The organism is Paenibacillus campi (assembly GCF_034659835.1).
GTDB lineage: Bacteria > Bacillota > Bacilli > Paenibacillales > Paenibacillaceae > Saccharibacillus > Saccharibacillus campi.
Window position 1 is genome coordinate 475,105 of sequence record NZ_JAXSQZ010000004.1, and the last position, 20,356, is coordinate 495,460.

A 20,356-nucleotide genomic window follows, 5' to 3' on the forward strand; every position below is an offset into this window, starting at 1 on the left:
TGAAATGACGTAATTGCTGAGCGCCGGAAACGACTACTTTAACTAACCAACGACATGATATAAAGGATGGGAATAAAAGTTGAAAAAAGCCGCATCAATTATGGCCTCCATCTTATTGGCCGCTGCGTTACTTTCGCCTGCACAGGCATCCGCAGCCAAATCATCAAGTGATATTCAGCAGGAATTGAGAGCTGTAGAAAAGCAGGCGCAAGAAGCGAAACAGCAACAACAGGCTGCCGAGGCAAAACGCGCCAAATCCGCTGCGCTGAAAAAAGCAGCACAGCATGATCTTGGCATCGTACTGACTGCGATTAATGAAGTGAACAGTCAGATTGCCCGTGTGTCGAACGACATTACCAAAACGGAAATGGGACTGCGACAGGCGAAAAAAGACCTGGTTGAAGCGCAAGAGCGGATCAAAGCAAGAGAAGGTATGATTGATACACGAGTGCGTATGATGTACACCGATGGAATGGTGTCATATTTGGATGTACTGATGTCCTCGAACAGTTTTTCCGACTTTGTGGAACGTGCCGATTCGCTGCGTATGATCGTCGATCAAGATCAGGACATTTTGGCACAGCATGAAAAAGACAAACAATTCGTCGTCGTGACGCAAAATAAATTAAAAGCGAACTATGCGCTCGCCAAAGGATTATATGCCGAAAAAGCCAAGCGCAAAGGCGAGCTGGATGCCAAAGAAAACGAAAAGCAGCGCCTGATCGCCAAATATGATCTGCAAATTCAAAATGCTGAAGATACGACTGCCGAACAGGAACAGGCGTTATGGGATTTGGCAGACAAACGCGCGTCATTGTATCGTGAAAAGACAGCCGTTGAAGCACAGGAACGTGCAGCGGCGGCAGCTCGTGCGGCTGCCGAAGCGGCGGCACGCAGCGCAGCAAGTGATAGCGGATCAGGATCATCCGGAGGCGGTGGTGGCTATAGCGGTAGCGGAAACGGTCTGCTAAGTGTACCTGTAGCCGGTGCGCGTTTATCGTCCCCATTCGGTTACCGTACGAATCCGGTAACAGGCATTTACAAGCTGCACGCTGGCGTTGACTTTGCGGCTCCGCAAGGGACGGACATCACCGCCGCTGATGGCGGTACAGTCGTTGTAGCAGGGGCGATGAGCGGTTATGGCAATGCGGTCATTATCGATCACGGAAATGGCATTCAAACGCTGTACGGTCATATTCGCAATGGCGGTGTGATGGTACATGCTGGGCAAAGCGTCAGCCGTGGCGAAAAGATTGCTGAAGTCGGTTCCACCGGTAATTCGACTGGCCCTCACTGTCACTTTGAAGTGCGTGTAAACGGATCGCCAGTTGATCCGATGGGATATTTGTAATACGATTGCGATTCCGGCTGTTCATCGCTATCCCCTATTGGGCGGATAGCGGATGGGCAAGCCGGTTTTAGCTTAGAAAGGCGGTCATACATGATGAGAAAACGCACGGTAGCTCTGCTTGTAGTTGCCATGATGGTGCTTAGTAGCGTGCTGACGCTAGCTATAGTGAATTTGCCATCCTTTGTGCAGAGAGCCTCGATAGGACAGGGCGTACTGGGCGCACTCAGCGGTGGGGGTCTGAACGATCAGGAGAAAAGCAAGCTTAGCACAGTCGCAAGCTTGATCGAAAGCAATTATTATCAAAATGTCGATGAGAGCAAGCTCGTAAACGGTGCGATTAACGGCATGATGGAAGCGCTAGGCGATCCGTATTCCAGTTATATGGATACCGATACCGCGAGTCAATTCAGTGAATCGATCGCTGGTTCGTTTACCGGTATCGGTGCTGAAGTTTCGCAAGACAACGGCAATGTAGTAATCATCGCCCCGATCAAAGGCTCGCCTGCGGAAAAAGCAGGTTTGCGTGCAAAAGACATTATCGTATCGGTTAACGGTGAAAAACTGTCCGGCAATGATCTGAATGCTGCGGTCGCCAAAATTCGCGGTAAAAAAGGCTCGGTTGCCGAGCTGGAAATTCAGCGTGCAGGCAGCAAAGAAACGATGACATTCAAAATTACGCGTGACGATATTTCGCTTGAAACCGTCTATGCGCGTATGACCAGTGATAAAATCGGCGTTATCCAGATTACGCAATTTTCACTGAATACAGCAGAGCGTTTCAAACAGGAGCTGACCAAGCTGCAAGCCGAAGGGATGAAAGGGCTTGTGATCGATGTGCGCAACAACCCTGGTGGTGTATTGTCGGTGGTGGAAGATATGGCATCCCAATTGATCGCCAAAGGCAAACCGATCGTCCAGATTGAAGATCGCAATGGACAGCGCCAGGTGGCAAATTCCACCGGTCAAGCTGTAAACTACCCGATTGCGGTTGTGACGAATGGCGGTAGTGCGAGCGCATCCGAAATTCTTGCTGGAGCGCTAAAACAATCGGCAGGCGCTACGCTGTACGGCGAAACGACGTATGGTAAAGGAACCGTGCAGACGAGCATGGACAATCTGTTCAATGACGGCAGCCTGATCAAAATTACGATCGCCAAATGGCTTACACCGAATGGCGACTGGATTCACAAAAAAGGCATCAAACCGGATGTGCAAATCGCACCACCGGATTATTATACGGTCACACCGATCAATACCGACAATGTGCTCGTATACGATATGAACAATGACAATATCAAAAATGCGCAAGTGATGCTGGCAGGTCTCGGCTACAAAGTTGACCGCAAAGACGGTTATTTTGACCGCAGCACTGAAACCGAAGTCCGTGCATTCCAAACGGCTCAAAAACTGACACCAACCGGCAAAATCGACGCCAAAACAGCTACTGCGCTGGAAGCGGCATTGATCAAGCATATTCAAGACCCACAATATGATGTACAACTTAACAAAGCGATTGCAGGTGTCGAAAAGCAAGTAGGCACAGGCAAATAAGCTAACTTCATCCAAACAAGCGATTCACCAAAATGATCGAAAAGAAGGCTGTGCGCAGCCTTCTTTTTTTGAACATATTTCGATACAATAGAGCAGGTTAGATAAATAAAATGTGACCGCAGGCGCAAAACGATCGATGACATGATATGCTTGTCTTATAATTGCAGTTGGTGAAGTGGAAACGGACAGCGATGGGCTGTTTTTGTAAACAAGCTTGCCTATCCAACAGCATCATTACAGGACATCAATAATAAAATTTGCCTGCGTCGATCTGGTCGTACACAAACGTTACAGTCAAGAGGAGTGAAGGGTGGTGGATATGCTGAGCAATACGCTGCATCTGTTAATGGAGATTGTTGTATCGCTGCTGACGCAGCCGTTTTATTATATATTTTTACTGGCGGTATTGCTTCATTATCGGCGGCAAGGAATATTGGAACGCCGATTGTTTAATATTCGTGTACACATTTACGCCGGACGTGTGTTGCGGACGGTAGTTACAGGTTTGGTAGTCGGTGTGCTAGCATCGCTGCTAATGACCGGAGTCGGTATACATACTTCAACTGAGTTATTATGGTTGCTCGGTGGACTGATTGTCATATTATCGTTGTTCCGACTGCGACTTGCTCATTTGTTGGATGCGCTTGCACTGCTGAGCATTTTGTATGTAATTTTATCGTTTATGTCGGGATGGCAGCCGGTTGGCTTGCTCGGACAAATCGTCGCGGCAATCCGCAATGCTGATTGGGTAGGCTTGTTTACGTTGGCGGTGTTGTTGCATATTGCCGAAGCGGTATTGTTTCGCCTGCAAGCGCCACGTCTGTCTTCACCGATTGTAATCGAAGGCAAGCGCGGCAAAAAGGTCGGAGCATACACAATGGACGTATTTTGGCCTGTACCGCTCTGGTTGCTGGTGCCATCGTTAGGCGGCTGGGTATTGCCGTGGCAGCCGCTATATGGCGGCGATGTATGGAGTGCAGGGGTAGCATTATCGTTGTTACCGGTCATGATCGGTACGAGTGTGCTCACACAAAGCGAGCTGCCGCAGGTGAAAGCAAAAATCATTTCCACGCAGTTGTGGCAAAGCAGTCTGGTGTTAATCATTGTGGCTGTAGGCACGTATTGGTGGCATCCGCTTGCCTTGCTCGGTATCTGGATCGGTGTAATCTGGCGCGAATATATCGTGTATAAGAGCCGCAGGCAGGAAGCGGAGCAAACGCCGATGTATACGCAATCTTTGCGTGGATTGCGCATATTGGACGTCATTCCCGGCAGCCCTGCAGATGAACTTGGCATTCGGGCAGCCGAGGCGATATTTAAAGCGAATGGTGTAAAAGTGCATAGCCCGCAAACATTGCATGCGGCGCTGCGTATTAACCCTGCCTTTTGTAAGCTGGAAATTTTAAATCGAGAAGGCGAAATCAAGTTTATGCAGCGTGCTATCTATGCGGGCGACCATCATCAACTCGGGATGATCTTTGTGCCGGACGATGATGCAGCGGTGACGACGGAAGCACAGCGGCTAAACGCTTTTCACCTATTACGTATGCCGGTTGTAAGCAGACATACAGTACGCAGTACGACGGTTCCGTCGGAGCTTGATCCTGATCATATCATTCGGCAATCAACGCCTGTTGTGGATGGAGAGCCTATCCGCTCACGCATGGTTCGTAACCAAAAAGACAATGGACAGCAACAGCAACAGCAACAGCAACCGCCAGCCGCAAAAACGACAACTGCTAATGATCATGCCGCTGTCGATCATAAGCAGTCTGGTTCATCTTCTTCAGCCAAGCGACCTAGCCTGTCAGCCCAACCGCCGACAGACGATGATATGACAGGATTGCCAAAACGAGGCCGCAAACGAAGCCGTCGCTAACAGCGACTAGTTATACGTGATCATGCACAGTAGCTGGCTATATTAGAAATCATAACAGTTTACAGCGCTATACTTAAATACAAAAAGGGAGACGATGCCGTCAAAGCATCAGCTCCCTTTTTCCGTATGCAACGAGTTCGCCTGTTGTTTAAAATAACACTCTCATCGGAACGCATACATAACCGTGCCAGATTATCCAACGATTGAAACGTCTTAAAAGGTCGTATAACAGCATTCCGTGCGCTGTGTCACGCTCTTGATCAGCATAAACCAACTGCCATAACCGTTCTGACGAAGCTACTCTTGTAACTGCCGCAGCACGATAATTTCTACACGTCGATTTTTTTGCCGCCCTGCCGTAGTGGAGTTGTCCGCTGTAGGACGAGTCGCTCCATAGCCGGCATATTGGAACTTCGCTTGATTGATTTTTTTGACATCGATAAAATAGCGCAATACCGACAACGCACGTGCACCGGACAGCTCCCAATTGTCCTGATAGCGAGAAGCATGCACAATCGGCAAATTGTCCGTATGACCTTCGATGCTGATCGTCGTGTTGATCGATTGGAACAAGCTTGCCAGTCTGGCGAGCGTTCCGAGTGAGCCGGGCTTTAACTCGGCTTTGCCTTCATCAAACAAAAACTGATCGCTCAGCGTAATCGAAATGCCTTGCGGTTTATCAACGACCGTTACTTGTCCTTGTAAATTGTTCGTTTGCACATAGTTTTGGATCACTTTCATCAGGTTCGTAAGCTCACGCTCCTGTTCGCGGAACGCTTGCTCACGGTTAGTCAATGCTTCCTGTCCTTGTCCGTTTTGCTGTCCAGTTTGCCCCTGTTGACCGGATTGACCGCCCTCACTAGTACTTTGCCCTGCCGTACCGGTTACGCCTTTGCCACCGTTCAAAATCGAGTTGGAATGAGGATTTTGAAACGTAAGCTGTAATGATTCGGTTAATACCTTATATTTATCGGAATCGATCTGACTGACCGAATACATCACAATAAAGAAAATAAGCAGCAGTGTGATCAGATCGGCATACGTAATTAACCATCGATCTTTATGATCATGCCCGGTCGGTTTGGAGGAGCGGCGAGAATAACGTCCCATCGTTAGTCCCCTTTCATCGATGCCGGTTTGTTGTCATACCCGTTATCTTGTTCAGTTACGAATGTTTCCAGTTTGCGACGAACGAGCTGCGGATTTTCGCCATTTTGAATCGATAGCATGCCTTCGAGCAGCATTTCCATCGTTTGAATTTCCAGCTCGGCGCGCGCGCGAATTTTGGAAGCGAGCGGCAGGAAGATCAGATTGGCACTAGCTACCCCGTACAATGTTGCCGTAAAAGCGACCGCAATCGAAGCGCCCAGCCCGTTCGGTTCATTCAGACTGCTGAGCACCTGGATCAAACCCATAACCGTACCGATAATGCCCATCGTAGGGGCATAGCCGCCAGCGGAATCGAAAATTTTGGCGTATTGCTCGTATTCCTGCTCGGTTTTACCCATCTCCAGCTCCAAAATTTGCCGGATTACATCGCGATCGGTACCATCGACTACTTGTTGCAGCCCTTCGCGTAGAAAAGCATTTTCGTGCGAAGTCGCTTGTGATTCCAACGCTAGCACACCAGCGCGACGTGCATGCATCGACATATTGACTACATCTTCGATCAATTGCTCATTATCGGTGCGCGCAGGCACAAATACGGTCATAATCGCCTGCGGTACTTTTTTGAGACGGGATGCTGGAAAGCTGATCACCACAGCGGCAGCGGTGCCACCAAATACGATTAATGCGGCAGCACCCTGGATCAACCCACCAGCGTCGCCGCCTTCCCATAAAAACCCCCCAATCAATGCAGCAATGCCTGCAATAATTCCAATAATTGTTGTCAAATCCATGTATCCATCTCCTGTTCTGCATGCGGGAAGCGAGTCTGTAACGGAATATTGTGCACAATGATGTGCGGTAAGGTGTGGCGCTGTGGGAACTGTTTTATTTCAGCCGATCGTATGAAAATAATTGAAAAAAGTGTTGTTTACAGACGTTGTTTCAATTGCATAAACGGTATTCCAAGAGTATAATAGAAGGGAACAAACATTCCTATTTCGATGTCCGTAATGTTAAATGTTGATAGATTTTGGAACATTACCGAACGGTTAGGAAAGATCGTTGTTATATCATTATTTAACCATTTGTAACGTTTGGCAATATCCACTATTTACGAGATTCGTTCATTCGGAATGTGCCGCTTTAGCGAACGCTGGGTAAAGTATACTGTACCAGGCATTCCCGTGTACGATCTCTTTTTTTATTATCGGGCACGCGTAATATATATTTTAGACGATAGGGTGATGCAGGGCAATGAACGATATTGTGGTCAGTTCGAAGAAGTTTGAGATACAGTCGGAATTTTCCCCGCAGGGCGATCAGCCCAAAGCGATTGAAGAATTGGTTGAAGGTGTGCAGCAGGGCAAGAAGCTACAGACGTTGCTCGGTGCGACAGGTACGGGTAAAACATTTACGATCGCACAGACGATCGCTCGTTTGCAGCGCCCGACACTCGTCATTGCACACAACAAAACATTGGCTGCACAGCTTGCGAGTGAGTTTAAGGAATTTTTCCCGCACAACTCGGTCGATTATTTTGTCAGCTATTATGATTATTACCAGCCTGAGGCGTATATTCCGTCTTCAGACACGTATATTGAAAAAGATTCCAGCATTAACGAGGAGATCGATAAGCTGCGTCACTCTGCGACCAGTTCGCTGTTTGAACGCCGTGACGTCATTATCGTTGCGAGCGTATCGTGCATATACGGTCTCGGTTCTCCGAGTGATTACGGCGGTATGCTGCTGTCGCTACGGGTAGGCATGGAGAAGTCGCGCAACGAAATTTTATCGCGGCTAGTGGACATTCAATATCAACGCAATGATATTAATTTTGTGCGTGGTACATTCCGTGTACGTGGCGATGTGATCGAGATTTTCCCGGCTTCACGCGGTGAGCAGGCTGTGCGTGTGGAGCTGTTTGGTGACGAGATTGAGCGCATTACCGAAATTGATGTGTTGACAGGTGAATTGGTTGGCGAGCGCGATCATATCGCTATTTTCCCGGCATCTCACTTTGTTACCAAAGAAGAAACGATGCGGGTAGCGATCCACAATATCGAGCGTGAGCTGGAACAGCAATTGGCTTTGTTCCGTGAACAAGGCAAGCTGCTGGAAGCACAACGTCTGGAGCAGCGTACACGCTACGATCTGGAAATGATGAAAGAGATCGGTTTCTGTTCAGGGATCGAGAACTATTCGGGTCCGCTCACTTTCCGTGAACGCGGTGAGACACCGTATACATTGCTTGATTATTTTCCTGATGATATGCTCGTCGTAATCGATGAGTCCCACGTCACATTGCCGCAAATTCGTGCGATGTACAACGGTGACCAGGCGCGTAAAAATGTGCTTGTCGATCACGGATTCCGCTTGCCGTCTGCACTGGACAATCGTCCGCTTAAATTTGAAGAATTTGAGCAAAAAGTCGGTCAAATGATCTTCGTCTCGGCAACGCCGGGTCCGTATGAGTTGGAACATTGCGATACGATGACCCAGCAGATTATCCGTCCAACCGGTCTGCTTGATCCGATTATTGAAGTGCGTCCAACGAAAGGGCAGATCGACGATATGATCGGTGAGATCAGACTGCGAATCGAGCGTGATGAACGTGTGTTAGTCACAACGCTTACGAAGAAAATGTCGGAAGACTTGACCGATTATTTAAAAGAAGTCGGTATTAAAGTCAGGTATATGCACTCCGATATCAAAACGCTGGAACGGATGGCGATTTTAAGGGATTTACGATTGGGCACATTCCATGTACTCGTCGGCATTAACTTGTTGCGGGAAGGGCTAGATTTGCCGGAAGTGTCGCTCGTGGCGATTCTTGATGCCGACAAAGAAGGCTTCCTACGCGCCGAACGTTCATTGATTCAAACGATCGGTCGTGCCGCTCGGAACTCGGAAGGGCGCGTCATTATGTACGGTGACAAAATTACCGATTCGATGGCAAAGGCGATGCGGGAAACCGAACGTCGGCGTAGCGTTCAGGTTGCTTATAATGAGCAACATGGCATTACCCCACAGACGATTCGCAAAAAAGTGCGCGATGTAATCGAGGCGACCAAAGTGGCGGAAGGCAAAGCGAATTACATGGCTGAAGCGTCCAAAGCCAAAATGTCCAAGCGCGAACGTATCGCATTAATCGAGCGTCTGGAAGGCGAGATGAAAGCTGCGGCAAAAGACTTGCAGTTTGAACGCGCCGCCGAACTGCGTGATGCTGTGCTTGAATTGCGCGCCGAGATGAGCTAAATGACACTCAACATGAACAGACTTTAATTCAAAGGTTGTCGGACATCGATCCCTGTTGCGGGCTTCGTTTCCGACAACCTTTATCATAGATAAATGCCTAATTATCATTATTATCATTGTTTACTAATATTTACCGAAAAGATATCCGTTACCGAACACTGTATGCGACGGGTTCGGGCATAAGGCTCATATGAGGGTACGGAGTTCGCATATTGATTCTTCCGGAAGCACCGGAGTTGGAGGTTGGAGCTTTGCTGAATAAATTTATTGAAATCAAAGGTGCACGCGCACACAATCTGAAAAATATCGATATCCAGATTCCGCGTGATAGCTTTGTCGTACTGACCGGTTTGAGCGGATCGGGCAAATCCTCGCTCGCGTTTGATACGATTTACGCTGAAGGCCAGCGCCGTTATGTCGAGTCATTGTCTGCTTATGCACGGCAATTTCTCGGGCAAATGGATAAGCCGGATGTCGATTCGATTGATGGGCTATCGCCAGCCATTTCGATCGACCAGAAAACGACTAGTCGTAACCCGCGTTCAACGGTAGGGACAGTGACCGAAATTTACGACTATTTGCGCCTGTTGTTTGCACGTGTCGGACATCCGCATTGCCCGGATCATGGAGTGGAGATTACTTCCCAGACGGTCGAGCAGATGGTCGATCGGATTATGGAATACCCGGAACGCACACGGCTGCAAATTCTCGCTCCCGTCATTTCCGGACGCAAAGGCGAGCATAAGAGCGTATTTGCCGAAATTTCCAAACAGGGGTTTGTACGGGTGCGTGTAAATGGTGAATTGCGCGATCTGTCCGAAGATATCCAGCTCGAGAAAAACAAAAAGCATACGATTGAAGTCGTTGTTGACCGGATTGTCATTAAAGACGATGTGACCGCTCGTCTTGCCGATTCGATCGAAATGGCGTTGAAAATGTCGGGTGGTCAACTGCTAGTAGACATTATCGGGCAGGAGGAACTGCGGTTTAGCTCTAATTTTGCCTGTCCGATTTGCGGTTTTAGCATTGAGGAATTGTCACCGCGTATGTTTTCATTCAACAGCCCATTTGGTGCCTGCCCGGAGTGTGATGGACTCGGTATCCGTATGGTCGTTGACCCTGATTTGCTCATTCCCGATCATAGCAAAACGATCGAGGAAGGTGCTTTTCAAGCATGGAGCGGCGGTCTGTCCAACTACTATCCACAATTTCTAAAATCGGTATGTGAACATTACAACATCCCGCTAGACGTTCCGGTAGCAGAGCTGACAAAGGAGCAAATAAATCTGATTTTGCACGGCTCGGACGGACAAAAGATTCGCTTCCGTTATGAAAGCGACTTTGGTCGTATTAAAGAAGCACAGGTTGTATTTGAAGGCATTATTCCGAATTTGGAGCGTCGCTACAAAGACACATCGTCAGACAGCATGCGTGAATATATCGAAGGCTATATGAGCGCCAAGCCGTGCCCGGTATGTAAAGGCAAACGTCTTAAACGCGAAATTTTGGCAGTGACGGTCGACGGCAAAAACATTTCCGATACAACAGAGATGCCGATCCATGATGCGCTTCATTTTTTCCAACATATCCAGTTAAGTGAAAAGGAATTTAGTATAGCACGTCTGATCTTGAAAGAGATCGTTAGCCGTCTCGGTTTTCTCGTCAATGTTGGTCTTGATTACTTGACGATGGCGCGTGCGGCAGGCACATTGTCCGGTGGTGAAGCACAGCGTATTCGCCTTGCTACACAGATCGGTTCCAGTTTGACTGGGGTGTTGTATATTTTGGATGAGCCGAGTATCGGTTTGCATCAGCGTGACAATGATCGGCTGATCAAAACGTTGGAACATATGCGCGATTTGGGCAATACGCTAATCGTCGTTGAGCATGACGAAGATACGATGATGGCTGCCGACCATATTATCGATATTGGGCCTGGCGCTGGCATTCACGGTGGTCAGGTCATTGCAGCCGGTACACCAGCCGAAATTATGGCACATGCCGACTCGCTGACCGGACAATATTTGAGCGGACGCAAATTTATACCGGTTCCATTACAGCGTCGTCAACCGGGCGAGCGCTGGCTCGAAATACGCGGTGCAAAGGAAAATAACCTCAAAAACGTTAACGTCAAAATCCCGATCGGTCTGTTCACGGCGGTAACCGGCGTTTCCGGCTCAGGCAAGTCCACATTGGTGAATGAGATTTTGTACAAAACGCTGGCGCGCGATCTGAACAAAGCGCGTGTCATTCCAGGGCAATATCGCGAAATTCGCGGTTTGGAACATATCGATAAAGTGATCGATATCGACCAATCACCGATCGGACGCACACCGCGTTCCAATCCGGCAACATATACCGGCGTATTCGATGATATTCGCGATCTGTTTGCCCAGACGAATGAAGCGAAAGTGCGCGGCTACAAAAAAGGTCGCTTTAGCTTTAACATCAAAGGTGGACGCTGTGAAGCATGCCGCGGTGACGGGATTATCAAAATCGAAATGCACTTCCTGCCAGACGTATATGTACCTTGTGAAATATGCAAAGGGCAACGGTATAACCGCGAAACATTAGAAGTGAAATACAAAAATCGTACGATTGCCGATGTGCTCGATATGACGATTGAAGATGCGGTCGAATTTTTCCAAAACATGCCGCGTATTCATCGTAAGCTGCAAACGCTGCTCGACGTCGGTCTCGGTTATGTGAAACTCGGTCAACCGGCAACAACGCTGTCCGGTGGTGAAGCGCAACGTGTTAAACTCGCTTCCGAGCTGCATCGCCGCAGTACAGGCAAAACGATGTACATTTTGGATGAGCCGACGACCGGTTTGCATGTGGACGATATTGCCCGCCTGCTGCAAGTGTTGCAGCGTCTCGTCGATTCTGGCGAATCGGTGCTCGTCATTGAGCATAATCTGGATGTGATCAAAACGGCGGATTATTTGATCGATTTGGGACCGGAAGGCGGAAGTGGCGGCGGTACGGTGCTGGCATCCGGCTCTCCAGAGCAGATTGCCAGCGTGAAGAACTCGTATACCGGACATTATTTAAAACCGGTACTAGAGCGTGATACGATGCGCAGTCGTGAGCTTGAAAGCAGTCAAGTATAAGCGTGGAATGAGCACAAATCATGATCAATACTAAGCTTTAATATGCCCGAAAGGATCGTTCGCGTCAAAACGATCCTTTCGGGTTTACATAATGGATACGTAGCAACATACCCGCAATAAATAGTGTCAAAACTGTATCCAAATGAGCCTATCCGCCGATTGTTAGCGATCAAGCAGATATGTTACATTTGGAATACAGGTTTTTACAGAAGCTGCATCTAATTGTGCACTTCCGTCTGTTGCGGTTTATATCCTGTATCAGGATTTATTATAGATGAGTAAGCAACTATAGAAAGGCTGGATGAATTTGAAAAAACTCCATATTCCTGTAACCGCACTCGTTATTGCCGGCGTTACTTTGATTGGCTCTGTACCTTTAGCAGCACCTGCTCTAGCAGCGACTTCCGGTTATACATATAAGGCGCCTCATTTGAGCGCCTCCTCGACCAGTGCTGGTTATACGAAAATTATTGCCCGCATCTCGCCTTCGGTTGTAGGCATTGTTGGCGTACCGACAAAACAAGCTTTTATAGCGGAAAGTGCTGCCAGAGGAGACGATAGTCAATACAATCCGGATGATCCAGGAATCGCGTTTGGCTCCGGTGTAATCATTTCTTCGGATGGATGGATCGTCACAAACGCGCACGTTATTTCCAATATGGAGGATGGAGCCAAAGTCATTACTTCGGATGCAAATGGACAAAATAAAACGTATATCGTACAGGAAGTGTACAGCGATACGATTAGCGATCTCGCGATTGTTAAAATTAATGCAACCGGCTTGAAAACTGCTTCATTTGTATCATCTGTTCAGAAGCCTGAAGTTGGCGAACAGGTTATCGCGATCGGCACACCGTTGTCACTGTCGCTGCGTAATACCGCTACCTCCGGTATTATTAGCGGGGTAAACCGTGCGGTGGATGCAGCGTATTATTTGCTGCAAACGGATGCGGCGATTAACCCAGGCAATAGCGGCGGCCCGCTCATTAATACGGACGGCAAAGTGGTAGGCATTAATACGATGAAATATGAAGCGGTTGGTGTAGACAATCTTGGATTTACGATTCCGGCGGATACGGTTCAATATATTATCAAACAATTATTTGCTTATGGACAAGTTTATCGTGCTTCGCTTGGCTTGGAATTAAAAGAAAGCGATGACGCATTGATTGGGTTACCGACTAATGATGCACTTACTGTCGCTGCCGTTCATTCCGCTTCCGCTCGCAAAGCAGGCATCCAAGCGGGCGATATTTTATACAGCGTAAACGGCAAACGCGTACACACTGTCGTTGACTTAAATGAGATGTTTCGTGCGTACAAAGCGGGCGACAAAGTGAAGCTTGTGATGCAATCGAATGGCGACATTGTAAACCGTACCGTAAAACTCATCCAATCGCAGACGACCGATGCAGTTGTAAAAAGTGACAATCAAGCTGGCGGACAATAATGATCGGGCTGCACCACGATTCCGCAACATCCACTTTTGATTATAGAAATGAGGACATAAAATGAACAAATGGATGCGTATTACTGCAACAGGGATGTTGACTGCGGTAATCACCGCCACTACAGCGTATATCGGAACAGGTTTTGCTTCGGCGGCTGAGTTGCTGGAATTGAAAATTAAAAAGGGCAGTACAGCGGCTACGATTAACGGTGACAAACAGACGATCATTAAGCCGTATGAGGCAGGCGGCACGACGATGGTGCAATTGGGCTTGTTTTCGCGTGCATTTGGTGCCAAAGTGGAGCTGCATGAAAACGATATAATCCAGCTCATTTCAGGCAAACATACAATTATGATGACGATCGGCAGCAAATCGGCAACCGTGAACGACAAAAAAATCGTGCTTCCTGCCGCACCTGTTATGCATGGTGGCACATTGATGGTACCACTTCGTCCGCTCGTGCAAGCGATCGGTGGTAAAATGCAAGTTGTATCCGGACAGATCGTTGTCACATTGTCTGCAGCGGAAGCACAAACTAACAGCAAAGATACCGCAAGCGAACATGCGGACAAAACGCGTGTCGGTAGCAGTAAATATAAATGGTCGATCAAATACCCGGAAGACCTCGTTTACCTCGGCGGCTCCGATGCCAGTGTAGCGAACTTTATGGACACAGGGAGCACGTATTTGCTACAAGTCGCTGTGAAGCCAGATACGGTTACCAGTTCTGTCTACAGCCAGCCTGCACCGGATGATCTGCTGAATGAACTGGTCAACTATATCCAATCACTGTCCGAGACTGTACTTGATCAACAGACTGTCAATGGAGCAAATGGCACGTATGCGCGCGTGATCAGCAGAACACAGGAAGGCTATTTGTCGGAAACGCGTCTGTATGCAGGCAATGGTAATTTGTATTATGTCATGTATGCGGACTCCAAAGCATACTCCTATAAAGATTTCGATGACAATCAGGAGCTGCTGAATTCATTCCAAATGTCTTTTAACGCCAATGACAACAAGTCGGAAGACCTGTCTGCCGGAAGTAAAGGAGAAGCGGATGGACAACCATTTGAAAATGCAGACTACGGCATTTCGGTGACATTGCCATCCGACTGGACGATTAGCGATGATGGAAATGAAGCTTCGAATAAAGATAATTCTTATGCTAAATTTGGCGCCTACGGAACACCGACAGGGCAATCGTTGCAAGATTGGGCGAAACATATTCAAACCTGGTTTGGCGAAAGCTTTGCAGCCGATCATTACCGTTATGTAAGCACAGCCGAGCGTCAAATTGACGGACACCCGGCGATCGTAAATGAAATGCAATATCGTTACAATGACGATCAATGGTATACCGAATATGAAGTTTTGCTGCAAAAAGACGGCTATCGTTATTATTTCGAATATAGCGGACATGCGGATGATCCGCTTGTGCAGTCACAATTTGAAAGCATTGTAAACTCGATGAAAGTTGATTTTGACACGTTGGAGAGCAATTTCGGTCATCTGCCGGTTGATTATTATTCTGTTGATCGTACGAAGCTCGTCACCCGTACATCGCCAACGTATAATTACAGCTTGCAAGTTCCACGGTACTGGACGGATATGGGCAATGATTATACGTCTGCCAACGTAGCTTTTTATTATACAGGCGGCAACTTATCGCTGACGATTAAAAATACTAGTTCATTGGAAAAAGCGGTAGCAGATTGGAAAACAAGCATACAGTCGGCAAGCAGCAGTAGCAAGCCAATCTTGTCCGAAGGACAAGCAGGTACATTTGCTGGCGTGCCATCGTACACATTTACAGTCACATATCCAAGCAGTGATACGCCATACACCGGTACGTACACATTGTTCACCAAAGGCAAACGCACCTTTATTGTGGCGAGTGAAATAAATGATGCGAACAATTCAAGTACACATCAAGCAGAAATAGCTAAAGTATTGTCCTCTTTCACCTGGACGGGCAACTAAATCATCGTTCCACATGCAACGGTTAAACGCCAAAAAGCTGACTTTGCAGAAGCTCATCCTTCTGCAAAGTCAGCTTTTGTTATGACATCGACTATATCGACTGTAGCTCAACATACTAAAACCAAACAGCGGCAAACGAATTCCACTGTAGCTGCAGCTCTCCAGTCATTGCTGCCATCATTACGAGCCTCGGCATACAGCACTTGCCCAGTTTGTTTGTTGTACACCTATCCGCCATCACCGGCAAATGGATCGAGTGCCACATACATAGCGGACAGAGCAATTGCTTGCCAATTGCCTGTAAATTTTCAGACAAATTTAAAGGATACGGTAGATACAAGCATACAGGTCTGGTAAACTGGATTAGAATCATTATAAAGTGTGTGACGTACGTGCTGCGTCTGTGCGCAGGTATTCCATTTTATTATGAAAACGGGCGATAAACCGTGAATAGAGCATTGTCCTTAAACAAGGGCAATTCGGGAGGAAATTAACTTACATGACAGATACAGCATTACAAAGACAGGACGTGGAGCTTCTGGCGCCAGCTGGCGATTGGGACTGCATGCGGGCGGCGGTAGCGAATGGGGCGGACGCAGTCTTTTTTGGCGTGGAAAAATTTAATGCGCGTGCACGGGCGAATAACTTTCGCATGGATGAGTTGCCGGAAATTATGGCGTTTTTGCATAGCTATGGCGTAAAAGGCTTTTTGACTTTTAATATTCTCGTATTTGAAAACGAACTGGAAGATGCGCGTGAACTAATCGATGCTTGCGTTGATGCCGGTGTAGATGCGGTCATCGTACAAGACCTCGGTCTGGTCAAAATGATCCGTGAAATCTCGCCGGATTTCCCGATCCACGGTTCGACACAGATGACGATCACTTCACCGGAAGCGGTTGAATTTACGAAGCCATTTCATATGGAGCGTGTCGTACTTGGGCGCGAGAACAATTTAAAGCAAATTCAGAAGATTGGTGAGCAAGCGCGTTTGCCGATGGAAGTGTTTGTACACGGAGCATTATGTGTATCGTACTCCGGGCAATGTTTAACGTCAGAAATGTGGGGCGGACGCTCAGCGAATCGCGGCGAATGTGCACAGGCATGTCGGTTGCCATATGATTTGATCGTAGATGGTGAACAGAAGATTATGGGCGATGTCACCTATTTGTTATCTCCAAAAGACTTGGCGGCGATCGATATTATGCCGCAGCTGATCGAAGCGGGCGTCACTTCGTTCAAAATCGAAGGTCGTCTCAAATCGCCAACCTATGTTGCCAATGTCGTCAGCAAATACCGTAAAGCGATCGATCGTTATTTTGATGGTGACGATACACCGATCAGCACGGAAGATATTCGTGAACTGCAACAAAGCTTTTCGCGCGGATTCACACATGGCTTTCTGGAAGGGACGAACAACAAACAGCTCGTTGATGGTACATTCCCGAAAAGCCGTGGTGTCTACCTTGGACGTGTGGAAAAGATTTTGCGCGACGGCGTTGTGTGCAGACTGGAAGCTCCGCTTAAGCGTGGCGATGGTATCGTCTTTGATGCAGGCGATCCAACGCAAAAAGAAGAAGGCGGTCGCATTTACGATCTGCGTCGTCAAGGCGTCAAGCTTGAAGGCGAAGCCAACGAAACATGGATCGTTGATATCGTACCCGGTCGCAATGATGTGAACTTAAAGCGTGTGCATGTGGGCGACAAAATTTGGAAAACAAATGACCCGGCACTGGATAAACGGATGCGTCAAACGTACGAAACCGACAAACCATATCGCGTATTCCCGATTCATGTCAAAGCGATCGGTCATGCCGGTCAACCGCTCGTCACCTATTGGACGGATGTGCAAAAAGGCGTGACGATCCGCGTCGATTCCGAAATGGAGCTGGAAATCGCCGCTAAGCGTCCGATGAATGCTGAGCTACTGCAAGAGCAATTCGGTCGTCTCGGCGGTACGATTTTCCAACTCGATGAGCTGGATGCACAATTGCACGGCGATATTATTGTTCCGATGCGCGAGCTAAATGCGATTCGCCGGCAGGCGGTAGAACAGCTGGAAGGCGAGCGTCCGAAACCGCCGGTATATATTAAACGCGATATTGCCGTGATGAATGATAGTGCAACAGCTGCGCCAGCGGTAAAAGGCAGCGAAGCCGTGCTGACTGTACTGTGTCGTAATCTGGATCAAGTAGAGGCTGCGCTGGAAGCGAATGTGGATATGATCTATGCTGATTTCGAATTTATTAAACAATTCCCGGCTGCCGTTGCAGCTGTACGTACAGCAGGCAAAAAGATCGCACTCGCTACACCGCGTATCCATATGCCAGGCGAAAACGGCTACCATGCCAATATTTTACGTTTGCAGCCAGATGCCGTACTCGTACGCAATACCGGTGCACTATATTATTATTTGGCACGTCGTCAGAGCCATCCCAATGAGCAGCATCCGCAGCTTATCGGTGACTTTTCATTGAATGTAGCGAATCATAAAACGGTCGATCTATTCCTGGAAGCTGGTTTGGATATCGTTACACCGTCGTACGATCTAAACATCCAACAGATGGTCGATCTGCTGGGCAACAGCCGTACAGACAAGCTGGAAGTGGTCATTCATCAGCATATGCCGATGTTCCACACCGAGCACTGCGTATACTGTACATTCTTGAGCGAAGGTACAGATTACACCAACTGTGGTCGCCCATGTGAAGAAAGCCGTGTATCGCTGCAAGATCGCATCGGTATGTCCCATCCGGTACGTGTGGATGAAGGCTGCCGCAATACCGTTTACAATGCGATTGAGCAATCCGGCGCCGAGTACTTAAACAACTTCCTTGAGCTGGGCGTACCGAGCTACCGTATAGAGTTTCTGGAAGAAACGCCAGAGCAAGTACTGCAAGTGATCGAACTGTACAGTCAAGCACTGCGCGGTGAAATCAGCGGCACTCAAGTATGGAAAACGTTGAAAGCGACCAACCAACTCGGCGTAACCCGTGGTCAATTGGTGAAATGATAGAGTAGAACAAATTAATATCCTCAACCGGCAGCCTAAATAAGGCAGGATGAATTGAAGTGTTATAGCTGTAATAGATGTAAACGAAGATGTTTAAAACTGCCGTAACTTAAAGTTAAATCATATAATCCCCTCATGGTAGGTAGTGAATAGAGCGCATATTCCAAGCACTCAACCACTGCTGACCGAAGGGGATTTTTACATATTTCTTACACAGCAAATAATGATTCCTGCTTGCACTTTTGTTGGCTGCTCTGGAACATGACGATGCGAATTGTACATAAAACTCAATATGTACACGAACACGATCATATATCATATTCGTTACTCATCTATGCAGACATATACTATTCAAGCTGCTTGGGAACGATAACAAGCCAAATAGGTACATCATGACGGATATGTCTTTATCGGCAATCGGCACTTCTAGTAGGTACGTTTGGGCATGACTGCAATACGGTATCCTTCTACCTTTAGCCTATTTATGCAAGCGATGATGTATCCGCTTTCCTTAAATTGACTATCGTTTTGCTGGGTAAATCGATTCATTATTGGTTAAAATATATCGTGGCCGTATGCAGGCTAATGAAAGGCTGCCTCATGCGCAGATTTACATAGTACCATGAGACAGACCCATCCTATACACGTATTCAACATTAGAAAATGGAGGAATCAATGCCATGAAAATACGAAAAGCGATTATTCCCGCCGCAGGACTCGGAACCCGTTTCTTGCCAGCAACCAAAGCGATGCCCAAAGAAATGTTGCCGATTGTAGACAAACCTACGATTCAATATATTATCGAAGAAGCCGTTGCCTCCGGGATCGAAGACATCATTATCGTAACAGGTAAAGGTAAGCGTGCGATCGAAGATCACTTTGACTATTCATTCGAACTGGAACAAAACTTGGAAGAAAAAGAAAAATGGAAGCTGTTAGACGCCGTACGTCAGCCATCCGAAATGGCGGACATTCACTATATTCGTCAAAAAGAACCAAAAGGTCTCGGACACGCCATTTGGTGTGCCCGCAAATTTATCGGTGATGAGCCATTTGCCGTACTACTCGGTGACGATATCGTCGAATCGGATGTACCGTGTCTGAAGCAGATGATGGATGTGTATGAGCAGCACGAATCGTCGATCGTCGGTGTCAAAGAAGTGCCGTGGGAGCATGTGTCCCGCTACGGTCTCGTTGCAGCTGACTCGATGCCGGACTCGGATCGTTTGTACAAAGCGACCGGTTTGGTGGAAAAGCCGCCACGCGAAGAAGCACCATCCAATCTGGCGATTATGGGTCGCTATATTTTGACTCCGGAAATTTTCGGTATTTTGGGCAATCAGAACGCCGGTGCTGGTGGCGAAATCCAGCTCACCGATGCGATCTCCAAGCTAGGCGAATCGCAAGACATACTCGCCTACCAATTTGAAGGCTTACGCCATGATGTCGGCGAAAAGAGCGGATTTATTCAGACGACCGTGCATTATGCGCTGAAGCATCCGGAGTTGCGTGATTCTACGCTGACGTACTTACGCGAAGTGCTGGCACAAGAGGATGGGAAGTAAAGTCGGATACGTATATACACATTATGAAACCTGCTCTGCTAGTATTAACAATGTAATGGTGGGCAATACATTTAACATATCTGTC

General features: G+C 47.7%; 11 protein-coding genes. 9 read left to right on the plus strand and 2 right to left on the minus strand.

From position 1 onward, the window contains the following. Nucleotides 1–79: 79 nt before the first annotated feature. The 3 genes from U1I11_RS13015 (at nt 80) to U1I11_RS13025 (ending at nt 4,781) form a co-directional block, all read left to right on the plus strand. The gene (locus U1I11_RS13015; protein ID WP_322906560.1) at nt 80–1,351 is read left to right on the plus strand and encodes a murein hydrolase activator EnvC family protein; all 1,272 of its coding nucleotides are present in this window, start codon (nt 80–82) and stop codon (nt 1,349–1,351) included. Nucleotides 1,352–1,441: 90 nt separating this feature from the next. Then, on the plus strand, nt 1,442–2,902 hold the full coding sequence (locus U1I11_RS13020; protein WP_322906561.1) for a S41 family peptidase: 1,461 nt from the start codon (nt 1,442–1,444) through the stop codon (nt 2,900–2,902). 319 nt (nt 2,903–3,221) lie between these two features. Next, the gene (locus tag U1I11_RS13025; RefSeq protein ID WP_322906611.1) at nt 3,222–4,781 is read left to right on the plus strand and encodes a PDZ domain-containing protein; all 1,560 of its coding nucleotides are present in this window, start codon (nt 3,222–3,224) and stop codon (nt 4,779–4,781) included. Nucleotides 4,782–5,078: 297 nt separating this feature from the next. Here the strand turns inward: U1I11_RS13025 and U1I11_RS13030 are convergent, their stop codons facing one another. Together U1I11_RS13030 and U1I11_RS13035 are read right to left on the minus strand one after the other, a co-directional pair. After that, complete coding sequence (locus tag U1I11_RS13030; RefSeq protein ID WP_322906562.1) at nt 5,079–5,891, minus strand: flagellar motor protein MotB; 813 nt, start codon at nt 5,889–5,891, stop codon at nt 5,079–5,081. Between the two features lie 2 nt (nt 5,892–5,893). Further along, nucleotides 5,894–6,682 carry a flagellar motor protein gene (locus U1I11_RS13035; RefSeq protein WP_322906563.1) on the minus strand — a complete coding sequence of 263 codons (789 nt, stop codon included), beginning with the start codon at nt 6,680–6,682 and terminating at the stop codon, nt 5,894–5,896. Between the two features lie 463 nt (nt 6,683–7,145). On the opposite strand from U1I11_RS13035, the gene uvrB reads away from it, so the two are divergent. The 6 genes from uvrB to galU all read left to right on the plus strand — a co-directional run bounded on the left by uvrB (nt 7,146) and on the right by galU (nt 20,271). Continuing rightward, entirely contained in the window at nt 7,146–9,146 is a 2,001-nt protein-coding gene (uvrB, locus tag U1I11_RS13040; RefSeq protein WP_322906564.1) for an excinuclease ABC subunit UvrB, read from the plus strand. Between the two features lie 251 nt (nt 9,147–9,397). Next, a complete protein-coding gene (gene uvrA / locus U1I11_RS13045; protein ID WP_322906612.1) occupies nt 9,398–12,259 on the plus strand; it encodes an excinuclease ABC subunit UvrA in 2,862 nt (953 codons plus the stop codon). Between the two features lie 301 nt (nt 12,260–12,560). Next, nucleotides 12,561–13,709: a S1C family serine protease gene (locus U1I11_RS13050; protein WP_322906565.1), complete on the plus strand. Its 1,149-nt coding sequence runs from the start codon at nt 12,561–12,563 to the stop codon at nt 13,707–13,709. A gap of 61 nt (nt 13,710–13,770) precedes the next feature. Further along, nucleotides 13,771–15,693 carry a stalk domain-containing protein gene (locus tag U1I11_RS13055; RefSeq protein ID WP_322906566.1) on the plus strand — a complete coding sequence of 641 codons (1,923 nt, stop codon included), beginning with the start codon at nt 13,771–13,773 and terminating at the stop codon, nt 15,691–15,693. Between the two features lie 499 nt (nt 15,694–16,192). Continuing rightward, a complete protein-coding gene (locus tag U1I11_RS13060) occupies nt 16,193–18,706 on the plus strand; it encodes a U32 family peptidase (protein WP_322906567.1) in 2,514 nt (837 codons plus the stop codon). Between the two features lie 680 nt (nt 18,707–19,386). Further along, nucleotides 19,387–20,271 carry a UTP--glucose-1-phosphate uridylyltransferase GalU gene (gene galU / locus U1I11_RS13065; RefSeq protein WP_322906568.1) on the plus strand — a complete coding sequence of 295 codons (885 nt, stop codon included), beginning with the start codon at nt 19,387–19,389 and terminating at the stop codon, nt 20,269–20,271. Nucleotides 20,272–20,356 lie beyond the last annotated feature (85 nt).

Coding starts and splice junctions, on each gene's coding strand:
- U1I11_RS13020 (WP_322906561.1), top strand. CDS start 1,442: ATGATGAGAAAACGCACGGTAGCTCTGCTTGTAGTTGCCATGATGGTG.
- U1I11_RS13025 (WP_322906611.1), top strand. CDS start 3,222: ATGCTGAGCAATACGCTGCATCTGTTAATGGAGATTGTTGTATCGCTG.
- U1I11_RS13030 (WP_322906562.1), bottom strand. CDS start 5,891: ATGGGACGTTATTCTCGCCGCTCCTCCAAACCGACCGGGCATGATCAT.
- U1I11_RS13035 (WP_322906563.1), bottom strand. CDS start 6,682: ATGGATTTGACAACAATTATTGGAATTATTGCAGGCATTGCTGCATTG.
- uvrB (WP_322906564.1), top strand. CDS start 7,146: ATGAACGATATTGTGGTCAGTTCGAAGAAGTTTGAGATACAGTCGGAA.
- U1I11_RS13050 (WP_322906565.1), top strand. CDS start 12,561: ATGAATTTGAAAAAACTCCATATTCCTGTAACCGCACTCGTTATTGCC.
- U1I11_RS13055 (WP_322906566.1), top strand. CDS start 13,771: ATGAACAAATGGATGCGTATTACTGCAACAGGGATGTTGACTGCGGTA.
- U1I11_RS13060 (WP_322906567.1), top strand. CDS start 16,193: ATGACAGATACAGCATTACAAAGACAGGACGTGGAGCTTCTGGCGCCA.
- galU (WP_322906568.1), top strand. CDS start 19,387: ATGAAAATACGAAAAGCGATTATTCCCGCCGCAGGACTCGGAACCCGT.